Annotated in this window: 23 protein-coding genes; 7 read left to right on the top strand and 16 right to left on the bottom strand. The window is 30.4% G+C overall.

Annotated elements, in window-relative coordinates:
• Positions 1–16: 16 nt before the first annotated feature.
• From thrB to OT390_RS00915, 5 genes are all read right to left on the bottom strand, one after another.
• Positions 17–895: a homoserine kinase gene (gene thrB, locus OT390_RS00935; RefSeq protein WP_002851909.1), complete on the bottom strand. Its 879-nt coding sequence runs from the start codon at positions 893–895 to the stop codon at positions 17–19.
• A gap of 8 nt (positions 896–903) precedes the next feature.
• Complete coding sequence (locus OT390_RS00930) at positions 904–1,305, bottom strand: tRNA (adenosine(37)-N6)-threonylcarbamoyltransferase complex dimerization subunit type 1 TsaB (protein ID WP_032586521.1); 402 nt, start codon at positions 1,303–1,305, stop codon at positions 904–906.
• 38 nt (positions 1,306–1,343) lie between these two features.
• Positions 1,344–2,228: a UDP-3-O-acyl-N-acetylglucosamine deacetylase gene (gene lpxC / locus OT390_RS00925; protein WP_002869857.1), complete on the bottom strand. Its 885-nt coding sequence runs from the start codon at positions 2,226–2,228 to the stop codon at positions 1,344–1,346.
• Positions 2,228–3,601 carry a M23 family metallopeptidase gene (locus OT390_RS00920; protein WP_002858680.1) on the bottom strand — a complete coding sequence of 458 codons (1,374 nt, stop codon included), beginning with the start codon at positions 3,599–3,601 and terminating at the stop codon, positions 2,228–2,230. The genes lpxC and OT390_RS00920 overlap by 1 nt, the downstream gene beginning before the upstream one ends.
• Before the next feature lie 79 nt (positions 3,602–3,680).
• Complete coding sequence (locus tag OT390_RS00915) at positions 3,681–4,508, bottom strand: prephenate dehydrogenase (RefSeq protein ID WP_032586519.1); 828 nt, start codon at positions 4,506–4,508, stop codon at positions 3,681–3,683.
• A 76-nt stretch (positions 4,509–4,584) separates the two neighbouring features.
• Here OT390_RS00915 and bamA point away from each other — a divergent pair, with 76 nt between their 5' ends.
• From bamA to OT390_RS00880, 7 genes are read left to right on the top strand one after another with little or no spacing between them, the layout of a single operon-like run.
• Positions 4,585–6,804, top strand: a complete 2,220-nt coding sequence (gene bamA / locus OT390_RS00910) for an outer membrane protein assembly factor BamA (protein ID WP_032586517.1) — start codon at positions 4,585–4,587, stop codon at positions 6,802–6,804.
• Positions 6,804–7,526, top strand: coding sequence for an inositol monophosphatase family protein (locus OT390_RS00905; protein WP_002888545.1), 723 nt, complete (start codon positions 6,804–6,806; stop codon positions 7,524–7,526). The genes bamA and OT390_RS00905 overlap by 1 nt, the downstream gene beginning before the upstream one ends.
• A 9-nt stretch (positions 7,527–7,535) precedes the next feature.
• Positions 7,536–8,378, top strand: a complete 843-nt coding sequence (accD, locus tag OT390_RS00900; RefSeq protein WP_406611497.1) for an acetyl-CoA carboxylase, carboxyltransferase subunit beta — start codon at positions 7,536–7,538, stop codon at positions 8,376–8,378.
• Position 8,379: 1 nt separating this feature from the next.
• Complete coding sequence (locus tag OT390_RS00895) at positions 8,380–8,829, top strand: 23S rRNA (pseudouridine(1915)-N(3))-methyltransferase RlmH (RefSeq protein ID WP_002910084.1); 450 nt, start codon at positions 8,380–8,382, stop codon at positions 8,827–8,829.
• Positions 8,830–8,840: 11 nt separating this feature from the next.
• Positions 8,841–9,203 carry a molecular chaperone DnaK suppressor DksA gene (gene dksA / locus OT390_RS00890; RefSeq protein WP_002860595.1) on the top strand — a complete coding sequence of 121 codons (363 nt, stop codon included), beginning with the start codon at positions 8,841–8,843 and terminating at the stop codon, positions 9,201–9,203.
• A complete protein-coding gene (locus tag OT390_RS00885; RefSeq protein ID WP_032586515.1) occupies positions 9,193–10,179 on the top strand; it encodes a membrane protein in 987 nt (328 codons plus the stop codon). Before dksA ends, OT390_RS00885 begins: the two co-directional genes overlap by 11 nt.
• Complete coding sequence (locus tag OT390_RS00880) at positions 10,176–11,102, top strand: tRNA-dihydrouridine synthase (protein WP_002854309.1); 927 nt, start codon at positions 10,176–10,178, stop codon at positions 11,100–11,102. The genes OT390_RS00885 and OT390_RS00880 overlap by 4 nt, the downstream gene beginning before the upstream one ends.
• 24 nt (positions 11,103–11,126) lie before the next feature.
• Here the strand turns inward: OT390_RS00880 and OT390_RS00875 are convergent, their stop codons facing one another.
• The 11 genes from OT390_RS00875 to tolB form a co-directional block, all read right to left on the bottom strand.
• On the bottom strand, positions 11,127–11,816 hold the full coding sequence (locus OT390_RS00875; protein WP_052800351.1) for a hypothetical protein: 690 nt from the start codon (positions 11,814–11,816) through the stop codon (positions 11,127–11,129).
• A 123-nt stretch (positions 11,817–11,939) separates the two neighbouring features.
• The gene (gene ybeY / locus OT390_RS00870) at positions 11,940–12,347 is read right to left on the bottom strand and encodes an rRNA maturation RNase YbeY (RefSeq protein ID WP_002851664.1); all 408 of its coding nucleotides are present in this window, start codon (positions 12,345–12,347) and stop codon (positions 11,940–11,942) included.
• Positions 12,344–12,958 (bottom strand): recombination protein RecO, encoded by a 615-nt coding sequence (gene recO / locus OT390_RS00865; RefSeq protein ID WP_002851895.1) that lies wholly within the window; start codon positions 12,956–12,958, stop codon positions 12,344–12,346. Before recO ends, ybeY begins: the two co-directional genes overlap by 4 nt.
• Positions 12,958–13,479, bottom strand: coding sequence for an isochorismatase family cysteine hydrolase (locus OT390_RS00860; protein WP_002785057.1), 522 nt, complete (start codon positions 13,477–13,479; stop codon positions 12,958–12,960). Before OT390_RS00860 ends, recO begins: the two co-directional genes overlap by 1 nt.
• Positions 13,480–13,483: 4 nt before the next feature.
• Complete coding sequence (locus OT390_RS00855) at positions 13,484–14,239, bottom strand: tRNA 2-thiocytidine(32) synthetase TtcA (protein WP_002851719.1); 756 nt, start codon at positions 14,237–14,239, stop codon at positions 13,484–13,486.
• Positions 14,236–14,925: an aminodeoxyfutalosine nucleosidase gene (gene pfs / locus OT390_RS00850; RefSeq protein ID WP_002860591.1), complete on the bottom strand. Its 690-nt coding sequence runs from the start codon at positions 14,923–14,925 to the stop codon at positions 14,236–14,238. Before pfs ends, OT390_RS00855 begins: the two co-directional genes overlap by 4 nt.
• A complete protein-coding gene (locus tag OT390_RS00845; RefSeq protein ID WP_229151379.1) occupies positions 14,922–15,794 on the bottom strand; it encodes an ACP S-malonyltransferase in 873 nt (290 codons plus the stop codon). The genes pfs and OT390_RS00845 overlap by 4 nt, the downstream gene beginning before the upstream one ends.
• Positions 15,795–15,841: 47 nt before the next feature.
• Complete coding sequence (locus OT390_RS00840; protein WP_002851661.1) at positions 15,842–16,411, bottom strand: peptidylprolyl isomerase; 570 nt, start codon at positions 16,409–16,411, stop codon at positions 15,842–15,844.
• Between the two features lie 14 nt (positions 16,412–16,425).
• Positions 16,426–17,373: a tol-pal system YbgF family protein gene (locus tag OT390_RS00835; protein ID WP_002851738.1), complete on the bottom strand. Its 948-nt coding sequence runs from the start codon at positions 17,371–17,373 to the stop codon at positions 16,426–16,428.
• A gap of 3 nt (positions 17,374–17,376) precedes the next feature.
• Positions 17,377–17,874: a peptidoglycan-associated lipoprotein Pal gene (gene pal / locus OT390_RS00830; RefSeq protein WP_002859785.1), complete on the bottom strand. Its 498-nt coding sequence runs from the start codon at positions 17,872–17,874 to the stop codon at positions 17,377–17,379.
• A gap of 76 nt (positions 17,875–17,950) precedes the next feature.
• The gene (gene tolB / locus OT390_RS00825; RefSeq protein ID WP_002858647.1) at positions 17,951–19,159 is read right to left on the bottom strand and encodes a Tol-Pal system protein TolB; all 1,209 of its coding nucleotides are present in this window, start codon (positions 19,157–19,159) and stop codon (positions 17,951–17,953) included.

Here is a 19,159-nt window from a genome sequence, read left to right as displayed (position 1 = left end):
CTTTTTTTTATATTTTTTAGCAAATTTCAAAGCCATTATCATCAAATTCTAAATATTGCACACGAAAATCTTTAAATTTTGTTTGTATTTTCTTTGCTAAAGCTAAAGCATCATCTTTAAAAGCTAAAGAAAAAAAGCTCGATCCCGAACCTGAAAGTGTGCTCATTAAAGCTTTATTTTCTAAGGCAAATTTTTGCACTTCAAAAAGCTCGGGTAAGTTTTTCATACGATTGATTTCATGGAGCTTATCTTGACTTGCAAATTTTAAAAATTCATATTTTTTCTCCAAAAAACAAGCGGTTAAAAATGAAGCATGAGAAAGGTTGAAAACCGCATCATTAAAACTTAAATTTTTGGCCAAAGCTTGGCGTGATTGTTCCGTGCTCATTGCCAAATTTGGGATCACAACCACAGCAGCTAAATCTTTATCAATCTCTTTTTTGATACTATAAACTTTATTTTTTTCAACCAAAGAACACACAAAACCACCAAGAGTAGCTGGAGCGATATTATCTGGATGGTTTTCATAAATTAAAGCTTCATCTAAAATACGTTCTTTTTCTACCTTAAATCCACTCATATAATAAGCACTGGCAATAGCTCCAACAATCACAGCTGAAGAGCTTCCTAATCCTCTTGAAAGAGGAATGTTATTTTGAAAAATAAAACGAAAATTATCTTTTTTTCCGCTTAGTTTTTCATAAATTTCATAAAAAATATTTACAAATATATTGTTTTTTTTAAGAAAAATATTATCACTTCCCTCGCCTCCAATACTAATGCTAAAAACACCTGATTTTTGGATTTGAGTTTCATTAAAAAGCTTTAAACTAAGTCCTAAACAATCAAAACCTGGCCCTAAATTCGCACTCGTAGCTGGAACTAAAATTTTCAAATTTCATCCTAAATTACATCTAAAAAATAAAAGGGAAGATTATCATTATTTAGTTTAAGCTCTTGTAAATTTTTTGGTAAAAAAAACTCTGCTGGGATATTTTGCTCTAAACAAATTTCACCTTCCTTATATACAAAACAAAAATTTTTATTTGCACTTATGGGTTTATAGCCATTTAATTCAAAAGCACTCACCGCAAATAAAGGAATATTTTTTACTATACTTAAAGTACTCAAACTTACATAAGAAATTTTAATCCCCATATAAGAACCTGGACCATTAGCATAGATTAAACTTGTAAAATCATATTCTTTAAGCAATTCATCTAAAATTTTTGGTAAAAATTTGCTTGCTTTTTCTTCACTTTTATAAGTTTTTATAAGTTTATCATCTTGATAAATTCCGATCATTAAAGGCTTAGATAAAGTATTAAGTAAAAGAGAAGTTTTTATGCAAATACCTTTTCATAAGCTTTTTGGGTTGTTTTTTCAAGGCTTACAATTTCATAAGCATCTTTATCTTTTAAAACTTCTTTAGTAAGTAAATGATTTAAATGATGACTCCCAGCATATGAAGTATAATCTCCAAAAACACGATATCCAAGTAAGGTTAAATCTCCAATTGCATCTAAAATTTTATGTCTTACAAACTCATCTTTGAAACGCAAACCCTCAGGATTTAAAATACGATTTTCATCTACTACTATAGTATTTTCTAAACTTCCACCTAGTGCTAAATTCATACTCCTAAGAGCTTGAACATCTTTTAAAAAACCAAAAGTTCTAGCCCTTGCTATGTTTTCTATATAATTTTTTTTGCTGAATTCAAAATTGTAACTTTGTTCACCTATAACAGCATTGTCAAATTTAATTGTGTAATTAATACGGGGTTCTTTAGTAGGAGTTAAACGCACAAATTTATTACCATCTCTTACTTCTATAGGCTTTTTAATTACCATAATTTTTTTAGGCACATCAAGTTCTTTTACCCCTGCTTCATCAAGCATCATACAAAAACTAATACTTGATCCATCCATAACAGGAGCTTCATTTGCATTTAAAACAATGCGTACATTATCGATTCCATAAGCATTAATCGCACTCATTAAATGCTCTATTGTAGAAATAAACCCTCTTTCATCTCCTAAAACAGTTGCCATTTGAGTATTGATCACATTTTCAGGACTTGCCTTATAGCTTGCATTAAGATCACTTCTAAAAAATACTATACCACTATTTGCTTCTAAAGGCTCTAAAGTAATTTCTATGGGTTCACCCTTATGAAGTCCTATACCTACGCCTTTGACAGTTTTTGCTAAAGTTAATTGTTTCATTAATTTTTTCCTAAAATTATCTTTTTACCATCATTTAAAACATTGTAAATATTATTTTCTATCCATTTTTTATCTTGCCATTGTTCAGGACGCGTTTCAACCCCTTGAACCAAAACTCCAAAATGCAAATGATCGCCTAAGGCTAAACCACTTGTTCCTGTTTTGCCTATAATGCTTTGTTTATTAATCATTTCATCTAAATCAACATTTTTAGAAGAACAGTGCCCATAAAGACTATATACTCCAAAACCATGATAAACAATTAAATTTAAACCATAAATTCCATTTTCAGCAGCAAAAACAACCTTGCCTGCGTTATTACTTATGATAGGAGCTTGTGCTACGCTTGCTAGATCAAGCCCCATATGATAAGAATCACTCACAAATTGCCCATTATAAGAATAATACCTATGATCAGCAAAATCCGCTACTTTCATACCATTTTTAAGAGGTAAAAATAAATTCAAATCAAAATTATCAATTTTTTCCTCAGGTACTTTTGAAGTGATTTCATGGATAAGTTTTTCATTGCTATTTCTTAAAGTTTCATTGACAAACTTAAATTTTTCATAACGATTGAGATTATTATCTTTTGGAGCGTACTGATTTGCTAAATTCTCAATCTTTCCATCTAAAAATTTATCCGTTAGATTGATATTTGAAACACGATATTTACGATTAACAAAATAATACCTTATACGTTCTTTTGAAATATTGCCTGCTTTATCCGTAGCGATAACAAATGCACGAAATTCCTCATCTCTTGCATCCCAAGCAATCAAAGCCGCATAATATCCTTCTTTTACATAAGGTGTGGCTTTAAAGATTTTACCTTTATTTGTTTCTATATACACCTTATCTAAATTAGCATCATCAGCCTTAAAAACAACTGCCCCAGCACCACCTTGCTCGATTTGGTAAGAATTGCTTATGATATTGATTTTTGGAGCCGTATTATCTACTAATACCGCAATTTGTTTTCTTGCTTCATTGCCACTAAAAAAATTCCAAAAACTAGAATCTTTAGCTATCACCTCCAAAACAAAAGATTTTACATTTTCTTTGTAACCAAATTTTGGCAAAGCAACTTGTAAGGTAATATCTTTTAAATTAGAAATCTTTTCATCTGCTATAACCATTGCACTAGTATTGTCGTCTTTATGCAATATAATTTGTACGTTTTTGATAGAACTTTCATCATCTTTAATATGCACTAAAATAGGTTTTTTAAGATCAGTATATACAACATCTGGCATTAAAATTTGAGGAGGATTTTTTTCAAAAATACTTAATCTTGAAATAAAAAAAATCAAAATTGCTATTAAAACTAAAATTAAAACAGATAAATAAGTTTTGCCTTTTCTTTTTGCCATAACCTTCCTTAAAAATTTTCAATGTTTTTGTTGCTTTTAATATAAATTCTATTATATTTTCAGTAAATATCTAGCAAATTTATAAAATTTCTCTTAGGGTATTAGCCTGTTTCATCCATTCTCTTAATTCATCGTTTTTGTCTAATTGTATCATTTGTTTACATCTCTCTAATTCTTGTTGAAAAAAATCAATAGAACTTAATAAGTTATCTTTATTTTGTAAAAAAATACTTTCCCACATTTGTGGCGATGATTTGGCAATTCTGCTCATACCTTTAAAAGATCCTCCGGCTAAATGAACAATATTTCTTTTATCTTCTTCCTTCATTACAAAATTTGCCAAAGAAAAACTTATAACATGAGGCAAATGAGAAATAATAGCAGCATGATGATCATGGGCTTTACTATCCATAAAAACAATTTTCATCCCTAAATGAGAAAAAATTTCTACCGCTCTTTTTTGATGTAAATCATCAGCTATTTCACTATCACAAAGAACACAAACTGCATCTTTATAAAGCTCTTTAAAAGCTGCTTTTGGACCTGAATTTTCAGTTCCTGTCATAGGATGAGCAAAAAGAGTTTGTTTGATTAAATTCTTAGGCAAACTTTCTATAATTTTTCTTTTTGTACTTCCAAGCTCTATAATTGTTACATTAGAAGGCAAATCAACTAACTTTTGTAAAATTTCTATAATAGCATCAACAGGAGTTGCGACAAAAATCATATCACATAAAGCTAAATCTTTAAATTCTATAAGCTCATGAATAAGACCTAATTGCAGGGCATCTTTTTCATTTTCTTTGCTTAAATCCATACCATAAATACAAGAAATAAGCTTATTTTCTTTCAAACAAAGCCCTAAAGATCCACCCATAAGCCCAAGCCCTATAATTGCTATTTTCATACTTTTTACCTTAGTTTTTTTGTTAAATTTTTTTTGCTATTATACAGCTTTTAATAAAGCTTTAGGTAAAAAATCAATGAAAAAACATCTTATTAGTATTTGTGCTTTAGTTGCTATGGCCAATGCAGCAACCATTAAAAATATTAAATTTATCGGATTAAATCATTTATCGAACACAAGCGCTATAAATATCGCGGGGCTTAAAATAGGCGAGGAAATAAATCCTGCAAAAATCAACACTGCTATTCTTAATCTTTATAAACAAAATTATTTCGAAAATATTGCAGTAGAAAACAACAATGGAATTTTGGAAATTATAGTTACTGAAAAACCAACTATAGCAAAGGTTAGTATAACAGGTATAGCTTCTAATGATAGAAAACAAGTTGAAAGTATTTTAGGGATTAAAAGAGGTACACTACTTGATGAAGGAAGTATAAAAGAAGCTATTGAACGCATTAAAGCTTATTATGAAGCAAAAAGTTATTTTGATACTATTGTAGAATACAAAAAAAAGACTTTAGAAAATACTGATGGACTAGAGCTTGAATTTATAGTAAATCGTGGCGAAAATATCATTATTGATAATGTTCATTTAAGTGGAGCCAAGAAATTTTCATATTCTGATATAGAACCTGCTGTTGTTAACAAAGAAAAAGAATTTATGGGATGGATGTGGGGACGCAATGATGGAAAATTAAAAGTTTTTGAACTTAGTAACGATAGTTCAAGAATTGCTGATGAATATATGAAAAAAGGATATTTAGATGTTCAAGTATCCTCCCCTTATCTTAAAACCTACACAGATACTTATCAAGCAAATTTGACTTATTTTATCAAAGAAGGAAAGCCTTATAAAATTAAAAGTATAAGCATAGAAAATCCTTTATTTGATGATAAGCAAAATGCACAAACCGTAAAAGATTTAAGATCAAGCGCTGGCAAAACTATCAATATCGAAGACATTAGAAAAGATGTTAAAACCATAGAAACACAAAGTGCTGATTTGGGTTATGCGTTTGTAGAAGTCTATCCTGATATTCAAAAAAATGATCAAACTCAAGAAGCCACCGTTGTATTTAAAGTAATCCCTCACGATAAAGTTTATATAAGAAATGTTATTATTTCAGGAAATTCACGCACCGTAGATCGCGTCATACGCCGAGAATTATATATAACAGAAGGTAATTTATACAATAGAACAGACTTAAGCGAGTCAAAAAATGCTTTAAAAAGAACTTCTTATTTTGACGATGTAAATATCAAAGAAGAAAAAGTTGATGATACACATATTGATTTGATTGTTGATGTTAAAGAAGCTTCTACAGGAGCTATTTCTGGAGGCATTGGCTATGGATCAAGCGATGGTATTTTACTTAATGCTTCTTTATCAGATACAAATATCTTTGGTTCAGGAATAAAAAGCTCTGTAAGCGTGGATAAAAGCGATGATACCTTATCGGGAAGGATTAGTCTCATAAATCCACGCGTTCTTGATAGTCAATATAGTCTGGGTGGAACACTTTATTCAAATGACTATGAATGGGATAATTATTCAGAAAAAAATTACGGCTTTGATATAACAGTTGGACGCCAATTTGCAAGATACTATAATGTAAGCTTAACTTATAATCTTGAACAAAGCGATATATATCACTTAAGTCCAACTCTTTTAAGAACAGGATATGAACTTGGCAAAAGTATTAAAAGCTCTATAACTCCAGCAATCACCTTTAACAATACAGATGATTATTATCTGCCACGATCAGGTATCATTGCTTCAACTAGTTTAGAATACGCTGGACTTGGCGGAGATCAAGAATTTATTTCATCAAGCTCTAAATTTAACTTTTATCAAGGTTTGCAAGACTATATAGGATATGATCTTATTTATCGCTATAAAGCGAGTTTTTATAAAGTATGGAATGAAGGTTATTTACCAATTAACCAAAGAATTTATTTAGGTGGTATTAGATCGATACGCGGTTTTGAAAGCAGAACGGTAAGTCCTAAAAATCAATGGGGAGATGAAGTAGGTGGAACCATAGCTTTTGCCAATTCTGTAGAACTTAGTTTTCCTTTGATTGATAGAATCAAACTTCGTGGTAGCGTGTTTTTTGATTATGGTATGATAGGGCGTAAAAATTTAGATGAAATAAAAAGAATGAGTACAGGTATAGGCATTGAATGGATTACACCAATTGGACCTTTACAGCTTGTATTTGCCAAACCTCTTAATGATAAAAAAGGTGATGATACTAATAGTTTTGAATTTAATCTTGGAACACGCTTTTAATGAAAGAATTTTTAGATGCTTGCTTAAATGCAAATTTGCAAATACGCAAGTATCTAAATAATATCCCACAAAATGATCTTAAACTTTGCTCTAAATTAGGCTATGATAAAAATCAAGGCTATGAGCTTGACTTAAAATGTGAACAAATTTTCATAAAATATCTTAGTTGTTTTGGACAAATTTTTTCTGAAGAAAGCGGATTGATCGGAAAAGCTAGCCCAAAACAAATGATTCTTGATCCTTTGGATGGAAGTTCAAATTTTGTTTCTAAAATACCATTTTATGGAACTTCTATAGCTCTTATGGAAAAAGATCAGGCAAAAAGTGCTTTTGTTTGCAATCTTGTCAGTCAAGAAATTTTTGCTTTTAATAACAATCAAGCTTTTAAATCCAATCTTTCCGATCCAAAATACTCACCCTTAACACCTAATCTATTTTCTAAAATAGGTATAGTTGAAAAAATTTCACTTTATCCAAAACTTCTCGATTTTTTAACAAAAAATCAATTAAAATTTCGCTCTTTGGGTGCAACAGCCTTAAGTCTCGCTTATGCTTCGTATTTTAGTTTTGTATTAATTCTTGGAAAAACACGAATTTTTGATACAGCAGCTGCTTTAGCAATTCATCAAAATTTATATATAGAAAAAAATGAAAATTTCCTTCTCCTAAGCCAAGACAAAAAAATTTTTGATATAATCTTGGAATTTTTAAAAAATAATTAGGTGAATATTATGAATTTTGCAGATATTTTTTCAAAAATAAGAAGACAACAACCTAGTATTAAAGAAGCTCCAAATCACTGGGTAAAATGCCAAAGTTGTCATGCTTTGATGTATTATAAAGAAATAGAATCTTGTTTTAATGTTTGTCCTAAATGCAATTATCACATGAGAATTTCAGCTGATGAACGTATTAAACTTTTAAGCGATGAAGGCAGTTTTATTGAGTATGATGCAAATTTAGAAGCTATAGATCCTTTAAAATTTGTTGATAGCAAATCCTATAAAAAACGCCTTAGCGAAGGTGAAAGTAAAACAGGTAGAAAAAGTTCTGTCATCAGTGGAGAATGTGAAATCAATGGTTTAAAAACCCAACTTGTTGTATTTGATTTTTCTTTTATGGGCGGATCTTTAGGTTCTGTTGAAGGAGAAAAAATCGTTAGAGCTATACAAAGAGCCATCACAAGCAAAACCCCTCTTGTCATCGTAAGTGCAAGCGGTGGAGCTAGAATGCAAGAAAGTACTTATTCTTTAATGCAAATGAGCAAAACTAGCGCTGCACTTAAACTTCTTAGCAAAGAAAAACTTCCTTATATTAGCATTTTAACCGATCCTACTATGGGTGGGGTAAGTGCTTCTTTTGCTTGGCTTGGAGATTTAATCATTGCTGAACCTGAAGCTTTAGTAGGTTTTGCTGGTGCAAGAGTTATTAAACAAACTATAGGAGCAGATTTACCTGAAGGTTTTCAAAAAGCAGAGTTCTTGTTAGAACATGGACTTATAGATGCCATAGTTGAAAGAGGAGAACAAAAACAATATCTTAGCGATGTACTAAAATTTTTTAATGGAAAATAATTTGCAAGTTAATATCTTTTGTATTCAAAAAAGTGATGAATTTAAAACTTGGAGTGAGAAATACTCTAAACTCATCTCCAAATACTCCACTTTAAAAGAAATAAATGTTTTTAATAAAAAAATAGCCTTAGCTCAAAATTTAAATGCCATAGAAGCAAAAAAAAGCTATGAAGAAGCTTTTATGCCTTATAAAAAAGGCTATTGTATCGCTCTTGATGAAAGAGGAAAAGAACTTACAAGTATAGAATTTGCAAAACTCATCCAAGATAAAAATGAATTAAGTTTTTTTATAGGCGGTGCTTATGGTTTAAGAGAAGAATTTAATCAAAGTTTGGATTTTAGACTATCATTAAGCAAACTTACTTTAGCACATCAATTTGTTAAAACCTTACTTTTAGAACAAATTTATCGTGCATTTTGCATCAACAACAATCACCCTTATCACAAATAGAAAGTTTTAAAATGAAAAAAAATGAAATACAAAATTTCAAAAATATTTTAGAAGAAAGAAAAAAAGCCATCTTAGAAAATTTGCAAAGCAATTCAAATGAAATCGAAGCTCTTCACAATAGCGTCCCAAGCGATAGTGTGGATTTTTCTGTCATAGAAACAGGATCTCAAATTGACTTTGCTATCAGCACCAATCTCAAAGAAGAACTTATAGAAATCGAAGATTCTTTAGATAAAATCAAAAACGGTACTTATGGAATTTGCGAATCTTGCGATGATGAAATCGACTCTCAAAGACTAAAAGTCAAACCTCACGCAAGATATTGTATCGCTTGCCGTCAAATTGCAGAACAAGGAAAAAAACATGAAAATTAAACTCTTCTTACTTGCAAGTTTTATTTATATAGCACTTATTTTTGCCTTTGCTTGGCATCTAGAATTAGGAAGCTATACTCTAAATATCAGCACTTATACCTTTGAACTACCTATTATGATATGGCTTGTTATTCCTTTATTTATTTATATGATTTTAGCCGTTTTACACATAGCATTTCATGGATTTTTGCGTTATTTAAAATTTAAGCATTTTTTTAAAGATGCAGCTAAATTTGAAGCTTATACTCAAGATTTACTCCTTGAAAAAGATCTTAAAACCACTTTTCAAACAAAAGAATTTAGATCTGTAGCACAACTTTTTAAAACCATAAAAACACATGAAAAAATTCCACACTCAAATAAAATCAATGAAATTTTAGATCTTATTGATGGTTTAAATAAAAACGAATTTTTTAACCTTAGCAAATTTAAACTCGAAAATAACAATGTTTTATATTTGCAAAATGAAAAAAATCATCTCAAAAATGATGCAAATTATGCCTATAACAAACTTAAAAACCTTAATGAAATCAAAGATGAATTTGAAGAAATTGCTTTTAACACTCTTATAGAAAAAGCTAGTTATGAGCAAATTAAAAATGTAAAAATCCCTAAAAAGCCTTCTGAAGTTCTCACACTTATCAAGCGTTTTAAAGAAGGAAATTTAGAACTTAGTGTAGCAGAATATGAAGTTTTACTTTCACACAACATATTAAGCGAAAAAGACTATCTTAACGCAGCAAAACTAAGTACTAAACTTTTAAATCCTGATGCTATTTTAGGAATTTTTAACAAAATTAAAAATGAAAAAAGCGAAGCTTTAAGAGCATATTTATATCTTTTGGCTGAATTTGGACTTTTAGATGAGTTAAGAGAACAAATTCACAATGATGATAAAAAATTTAATGATTTTAAAGCCTTTTTAGCCTTGCGTGAAAAAAATATCAAAATCGATCTAAATCAACTCATACAATGATAGATTTTAGCAAAAAACCCCTGTTTTTAGCCCCTATGGCAGGTTTTTCAGATCTGCCTTTTCGTAATGTAGTAAAAAAATTTGGTGCTGATATTACCATAAGTGAAATGATAAGTTCTAATGCCTTAGTTTATGAAAGTTCTAAAACTTTACATATGCTAGAAAGAGCTGAATTAGAAAATCCCTATATAGTCCAAATTGCAGGTGGAGATAAAGAAGTGCTAAAAAAAGCAGTGCAAATGCTAAATGAAATGGATTTTGTAGATGGGATCGATTTTAATTGCGGTTGCCCTGTAAATAAAGTTGTTAAACAATGTGCTGGCAGTGCTTTGCTAGAAAATTTAGAGCTTTTTAAAAATCTTGTAGGAGTGATTAAAGAAAACAATAAAAAAAGCCTTACAAGTGTGAAATTTCGACTAGGATTTAATGAAAAATATCCTGAAAAAATGGCTAAAATTTGCGAAAGCTTGGGGGTGGATTTTGTAAGTATTCATGGACGCACAAGAAAACAGCTTTATAGCGGAAAAACCGATTATGAATCCATTGCCAATGCTAAAGCAAGCGTGAAAATTCCTGTGATTGCAAATGGCGATATTAACGCACAAAACGCTAAAGAAGTTTATAAAATCACAAAATGTGATGGACTCATGATAGGGCGTGCAAGCGTAGGAAATCCTTGGATATTTTATGAAATCAAAAGCGGTAAAAGTGTAGATGAAAAACTCAAAAAAGAAATCATACTCACTCATTTTGATGAAATGATAAAACACTACAAAGATCAAGGTGTAAGTATATTTCGCAAGCATTTACACGAGTATTCTAAAGGGCATAAAGACGCTTCAGCCTTTAGAGATACCGTTAATCGTATCGACAATGTCGAAGAAATGCGAAAAAAAATAGAAGAATTTTTTAGTTTAACTTGATTGATTTTTATAATTTAAAAAATCTTAAGCCTTAATATCTATAATTTTTGCTGAAGTGTTTTGAGAAAGAATTTTATTAAATTCCCCTGCATTATCATTGCTAAAATTCATACCAAAAAGAATTTCTAGCTCATCGCTTGTATCAAATTTAGTTTCTAGTAGTTTTCTTAAAAGCTCATTCATTTTATTATCATCTTTGTAGGTTTCGCTTTTACTTTCTACTTGTATAGGTTTGAAAGCTTTTTTGTCTTCTTCTGAAGTTTCTTGCAGTTTTTTCTGCGATGAATCAATATTGTTAAAATCAACAAAATATTTTTTTTGAAGCTCAAGATATTTTTCTTTAAATTCATCTATACTTTTGCTTGTGTGAAAAATTTTAACATAAGATTCATCATAACTCACGCCATCAATATGCATCCAACGAGGGTGTTTAGCATTTTCATCCATCCATTGAAATAAATTTTTAACTTCTGATTCTGGTAATTCATTGTTTCTAAGCTTATCTTCTATTGAACCCTCGACTAATTCTATTTTATCGCTGAATTTTTTAGAAATCTTATACAAATCTATCAAATCATTACCTAATTCTTCTCTTTGTTTTTTTGTAAGCTCGGGATTTCCATTTTCAATACTTTCATCTCTTATTTTGGTAAGTGTTTGCAAAGGATTGTTTCCAAAATATCTATTAAAAGAGCTTAGAGGAAATACTATCATCTTTATCACCTTGGAATAAATTTTATTCTAAAGTAAATCGGCAAAAATGATTTTTTTTAATATTTTTACTCATATATTTAAAATATAAAGCGCAAGTCTTCTAGCCCTTGAAAAAAATCTTACTTAATCTTCCAAAGTCCTTACAATCAAACTTTTAGGTAAATTAAAATGCTCTATAAGTTCTTTCTCTTTTTCTCTCATTTCTCCATTATCATTTTCATGATCAAAACCTAACAAATGAAGCATAGCGTGGATAAAAAGCAAGCTTATTTCTTCTTCATAGCTATGCCCTAACTCTTTAGCCTTTTCTTTTGCCAAATCCACATTGATCACAACAGAACCCAAAGGCAAACTCTCATCGATATTTTCAAGTGGAAAAGAAAGTACATCAGTGGTTTTATCTTGTTTTCTTTGCTCTAAGTTAATTTCTTGCATTTCTTTACTATCCACAAAGACAAGCTCCACATCTTTAGGACTTAAAAAACTTGCTATAGATTCTAAAAAATCACATTTTTCATCACTTAATATCATAAACCTTCCTTAATCAAATGATATAAATTTTCTATTTCTTCATCATCAAAAATCGCACAATTTTTACTACTATAAAATTGTTTTAGTTTTTTCTCTTCAAACTCAAATCCTAAAGCACATTGAGAATGCGAAGGTAAAAAAGCCCTTAGCAATGTAATGGAATTTTGAATTTTCTCATCACAGGCAAAACAAAAAAAATCTTTATGCAATCTTCCTTCAAATTCCAAAATTTTTAAATAAGCATCAACAATAACACGCTTTGGATTTTGTTTTTCAAACCTTTTCACACACTCATCAAGTAAATCAAAATAAAAACTATCAAGCTCTTCTACATCTTTTAAGTGCCTATATAAAAGACGGATAAATTCTTGCCAAATAAGCATTTTATCCCTTTGCATAATCCATAAAAATCCCAAATGCAATACATCTTTAAGTCTTGGTAAAAAACTAGGATTTTCTTCTAAAGCAAAGTCGATTTTATAGCCGCTTAAAATACTAGAATGTCTAAGTCCATAAAAACGATAAGCCTTAATAAGCATTTTAGGACTTAAAATATAAACAATCAAATCCTCATCTTTAACTTTTTGAGTATGAAGTATAAAGCCTTGCATTAAACAATTTCAATACCATAAGCCCTAAGTATATCAAAAGCGGATTTTTCTAAATTTTCATCAAAACTTGCACTTAAATTTTGGTGTAAAATTATCCTTGCATTAGGCTTAGCACCAAAAGCTAAAATAATATTACAAAACACACAAATATGAGAAACAAGCCCTGCAAAATGAAGTTCTTCATAATCACTTTTTTGTATGAAATTAGCTAATTCTAAGCTACCAAAAGTATTTTTATAAAAAATTTTATGAGCTTTTTGTAAAAAAGGTTCAAATTCCTTTGGCATTTGCCAACCCAAACTCTCTTTAATGCAATGTTTTACAGGTAAATTTAAACCTTCTTTACTTTGTAGATAATGCTCATCATGCGTATCATAGGTTAAAAGCAAATGCGTGTTATTAAAATCGATTTGATTTAAGGCTTTAAGAATATTTTCTTTGATTTTTAAAGCCTTATCAAAACCTAAACTTCCATCAATAAAATCATTTTGATAATCCACTAAAACAAAAGCTTTTTTCATGCTTTTATGCCTTTTGAAGCCAAAAACTCTCCGTGTGTAAATTGGCAAAAGCGGTTTTTAAACTTGTAAAAAGCTTAGGATGATCTTTTTCTAAATTTGCTAAAAGCTGTTTAGCTTCTTCTCTAGCGTGTGGAAATTTTACATTTTTTTCACTGAGTTTCATACCAGGACAAAATTCATTTCCTATCACGCTAAGTTCATTTTGCGTAGCATTATCCCTAAGCTGTCTTTCTCGCACAAAAATCAAAGGGCGTATCACAGTTATACCGCGTTTGCTTTGATAAATAGGCGCTAAGGTTCTTAAAGCTCCATTATGAATAAAATTCATAAAAAAGCTTTCTGCTGCATCATCTAAATGATGGGCTATAGCAAGCTTGTTAAAACCTTTTTCAAGAGCGTAAGTATATAAAGCTCCACGACGCATTCTCGAAAAATAACTACAAAAACTTGAATTTTCTCTTATGGTATCGCCTGAAACTTCATAAATATTTGAATCAAGCACGCTATGTTTAATGCCGTGTTCTTCACAATGTGCATGAAGATGAGAATAATCCTCGCCCATGCCATAACTCAAAGTTACCGCTTCAAGTTCAAATTTAAAAGGAGCATGAGCTTGCATACGATTTAAAAGATGGGCTAAAGCCAAAGAATCTTTCCCGCCACTAAGCCCTAAAAGAACCCTATCTCCATCTTTAATAAGTCCAAATTTAGCATTAGCTTGTGCAACTTGGCGTATGAGTTTTTTGCTAAGATTTATCATAATTTCTCGCACATTTTAAGCACAAAATTGGCTGAAATTTTAGCTGAATTGATCACAAATTCATCAAAATCAAATTCAGCCTTTTCCCCTGCTTTATCACTCATAGCTCTTAAGATAAAACAAGGCACCTTTAAGGCATCACAAACCAAAGCCACACTTGCGCCTTCCATTTCACAAGCATCAGCATTGAAAATTTCTCTGATTTTTGCTTTTTTTGCTTCATCGCAAATAAACTCATCACCCGTTGCAATAATGCCTGCACGCAGTTTGATATTTAATTCCTTAGCAACTTCTAAAGCAAGATTGTTTAATTTCTCATCGGTTTTGATAAAAATTTCATTACCTGGAACAAAACCCAAAGGATGCCCAAAAGCGGTAATATCAAGATCGTATTGAGCTAATTTTGTTGCATAAAGCAAATCACCAATTTCAAGCTCTGGATTAAAAGCACCTGCAACACCCGTAAAAAGCAACACTTGTGCGCCAAATTTTTCTATCATCACACTAGCACTAAGAGTAGAATTTACCTTGCCAATTTTAGAATACGCTAAAACAAGTTCATGGTTTTTATACTTTGCAAAATAATAAGTATTGTTAGCGTGTTCTATTTTCGTATAATCTTTAAGTGTTTCAAGTAAAGGAGTGATTTCTTCACTCATGGCTCCTAAAATTGCTATTTTCATCATACAACCTTTAAAAATTCATCAATATCATTCATATTTGTTAAAGCATAAGTTTCTTTTGAAGTGATTTTTTTATTCAAACCCTTAAGCACACTTGCGCCAAATTCTATGAAATAATCTACTTCATTTTCACATGCCTTAATGCTTTGTTTATAAAGCACAGGAGAGATAAGTTGTGCTTTTAAAAGCTCAAGGGCTTCTTCTTTGCTTGTATAAATTTTGGCATTTGCATTAGAAATTACGGCTTTAAAATTTGGTTTTAACACCTTTTCAAGCTCCACACAAAGCTTAGCTGAAGCATTTTCCAAAAGAGGACAATGACTTGCCACGCTCATATTTAAAAGCATAGCTCTTTTAGCTCCTGCTTCTTTAAATACACTTTCATAACTTGCTAAATCAGGTTTTAAACCTGCTACAACGATTTGTCCATCGCAGTTATAATTTGCAGCGAAAATTTGCTTGTTTTCTTTTTGTGCTTTTTGACAAAGCTCTTCAACCTTTTCATCATCAAGCCCCAAAACCACCATCATACCTGCTTCAACTTTTGCACAATCTTCTTGCATGAAAAGCCCTCTTTTATTGACCAAAGAAAGAGCCTCTAAAAAATCAAAAGCACCATTGACAGCTAAGGCTGAAAATTCTCCCAAAGAATGGCCTAAAGCAAATTTCGAACTTAAATCAGGTTTTTTTTCAAGTAAAACACTATAAGCCATTAAGGAATTTAAAACGATGGCGGGTTGAGTAAATTCACTTTGATTGAGTTTTTCGTTTTCTTCAAAAAGCAAATGTTTAAAATCAATCTTACAAAAATCACTTGCGTTTTGAAGGAGTTCTTTGGCTTTTATAGAGTTTTCATAAAAATCTTTTCCCATGCCAAGACTTTGAGAGCCTTGACCTGGAAATATAAACGCAGCATTCATTAATGACAACCGCAACCGCCACCACCACAGCAACCGCCGCCACCATGTCCATGTCCGTGATGATGATCGTGTCCATGTCCGCTTCCACAACCACAACTATGACTTCCTGCGATAATACCTGTAAGAATTTCATCTTCACTCGCAGCTCTAGCATCTACGATATTTAAAGAAAAAAGCAAATCACGACCTGCATAAGGGTGATTATAGTCAATTGTCACATCATTTTCACCAATTTCTTTTACAGTTACACGAACGGTTTCGCCATTTTCACCTTCGCCAAAAAGTTCCATACCTACTTTTAAATCAATACCTGCAAATTGCTCTTTTGGTAAAGTTTGAACCGCATTTTCATCGTATTCGCCTAAACCTTTTTCTTTTTTAATTACCACATCAGCATTGCTAGGGCAATCAAGCTTCATCACTTCTTCTTCTAAGCTTTCTAAAATCTGACCTTTGCCTAAAATAAAAGAAATAGGTTGAGAATATAAATTTGATTCTAAAACTTCATTTGTATTTGCATCTTTTAACTCATAAAACATTGAAACTACACTATTTTTTTCTATAGCCATTTTATCTCCTTAATTTATTTTCTATTAGGTGAAGCTTTTGCTTCGGGTGAATTTGGATAATTAGTTTTTAAAGCTTTATAAAAACCATTTGCTGTTTTTGTATCACCTGTTTTATCCAATGAAATGGCGGTATGATATAAAAGTTTTGGGAAATAATCTCCTTTTGTACTCAAAGAAGAACTTTTTTTATAATAAACAATAGCATTGTTATAATTTTTTTGTTTATACTCGATCTCCCCTAACCAAAAATTTGCTCTTGCAGGTTTATACTGCTTTGTTATGAGAAAATTTAATTTTGCTTTGGAATCTTCAAAAGCATTTTTATCAACATCTTTTATCGCTAATTCTAAAATTTCATTATTTTTTTTCTTTTTCCAAGATTCATCAATTTGTTTTGCTTTATCATCTTGGGTATTTTGAGTATTATTGTTTTCAATGGTACTATTTGAATCTGTAGTTGAAACAACAACACTAGGTGTAATAGTTTTAACGCTTAAATTTGCATCATTTAATTCGTTTTTAGAAACATAATTTGCATTAATAGCATCTACTAAAGAACTAAGTTCGGCTAAAACTTTTTTTACTTGCTTATTATTAGCTTCTTGAATTTTTCTACTTTCTTCAACATAAGCCTTTAATTTTTGAATTTCACTAGTAAAATTATTTTCAATATTTTGATTATTCTCTTCAACTTGACTTAATCTAGAATTTGATTTGGCATATTGAGAATTTATACCTTCTAAAGTGCTTTGTAAACCCTCGATTCTTTCGTTAATTTCATTAATTCTAGCATTTGTTTGTATATTTTCATTATTTAAATTATCTAACTTTTCTTTAAATAATTTTTCATTTGAAGTTAAACCATAAGAAGAATTGCTTGTTATATCTCCTGCACCAAAAGCTGAACTTTCTGCATAAAGTAAAGTAGCTCCAAGAAGAGCTACTGTGAATATTTTTTTCATTAATTATCTTGATAATTTAAATTCAGCACGTCTATTTTGCGCATCGCAAGCTTTAGTTTTTTCAGTGCACACAGGATTTGTTTCTCCATAGCTTTTAACAGCAATTCTATCAGCATTTACACCTTTAGCGATTAAAGCTTCTTTTACAGCTTTTGCTCTTTTTAAACCTAGAGCTTGGTTATATTCATCGGTTCCCCACTCATCGCAGTTTCCTTCAACAGTAATACTTACACCGCTTACTTCAGTGTTAAAAATATTAGCATTTGTGCTTACAACATTTTGCATATCAGGACGAATGTTGAATTTATCAAAATCAAAATATACTTTATTTAAAGTATCATTAAGTTGAGAAATTTTTGAATCAATATCCCAACCATCACTTCCACCTGAACCACGATTTGAATCAACACTACTATCACCGCTTACGCTAGTGCTTTTTGTGCTACAACCACTAATAACAACTGCAAGAGCTGCAATTGAAATAAAAAGAATTTTTTTCATTTATGACCTTTCAAAGTTAATAAATTCTTATTATTATATCTAATTTTTAATTAATTTTAACCTAAAATTGAAATTTTTACCAATCAATTGATTGAATTTTTCCAACCCTAAGAGGAAAATAAAAAGTCTTATTTGCATTTACACGAATAACACCCAAAGCACTTTGCGCACCTAAATATTTGATAAATACTATACTTCCACCATCACTAGAAAATCTTGGAAATAAATTTTTTCCATTTGCTGTAAGTTGACGAATATAATCACTATTAATTGACATCAAATAAATATTAAAAACACCTGCTTGATTTGGTTCACGACTTGAATAAACCAAAAAATCTTTATAAGTCGAAACAGCCGAATTGTTTCTACCATGAAAAACAACTTGTTCAGCACTATTGCTATTTAAATCTTGCATAAAAATATTAGGATATCCTAAACGATCGCTTACAAATACTACTTTACTATCATCTGAGCCAATAAAATTTCCATTAACATCAATACCAGAATAATTAGTTAATTGTGTTAGATTTTTGGTATTTAAGTCATATAAATAAACATCAGGCTGATCTTTTGGAGCCATGGTAACAAGTAGTTTACTTCCATCTACATTCACATCACTTGCTACAACCATACCGCCACTTGATAAAATTTTACTAGCTTTATTGGTATTTAAATCATAACGGTATAAAGTTGGCTTATCATGATCATAAGCTGTATAATAAAATAGAGTTTGTTCTTTATTTCCCCATTTTGGAAATAAATTAAGTCCACCATCAACAATAACTTTTTGATAAGTTAAAGTATAATCAGCCATAATAATTTGACTTTTTTTAGAGCTAGAATTTCTCGCGATCAAAATTTTATGATCCATCCAATCAACAGGTGCAAGTCCTAACGCATTTACAGAAGCTTTGACGCTTTTATGTGCCAAAAATGGATATTGCTCTAAACCATTTAAAGTATAAGTTTGCTCTGACTTATCAGAACCGCCAGCTTTTATTTTTACATTTAAACTCAAAGTGTTACCATTTTTATTTAAAGTGTATTCAAAAATATAATTACTTGTCTCAGTTGCATTAGCAACAACTTCAAAGTTTGAACTTACTTTCAAATCGTTCACAATGATATTATAAAAGCTTTTCTTTAAATTCTCGTCACTTAAATTTGAATTGTCTTTAACAATAATCTTTGGTAAAACTACACCAGAATTAACAACATCAATCACTGGATCTTCTGCCCAAAGACTTCCTAAAAAGACTAAAAAAATTGCTACAATTTTTTTCAT

This window comes from Campylobacter sp. CFSAN122748 (assembly GCF_045277125.1).
In the GTDB taxonomy this organism is placed as follows: Bacteria; Campylobacterota; Campylobacteria; order Campylobacterales; family Campylobacteraceae; genus Campylobacter_D; species Campylobacter_D jejuni.
This window is presented reverse-complemented; position numbering and strand designations above follow the sequence as displayed.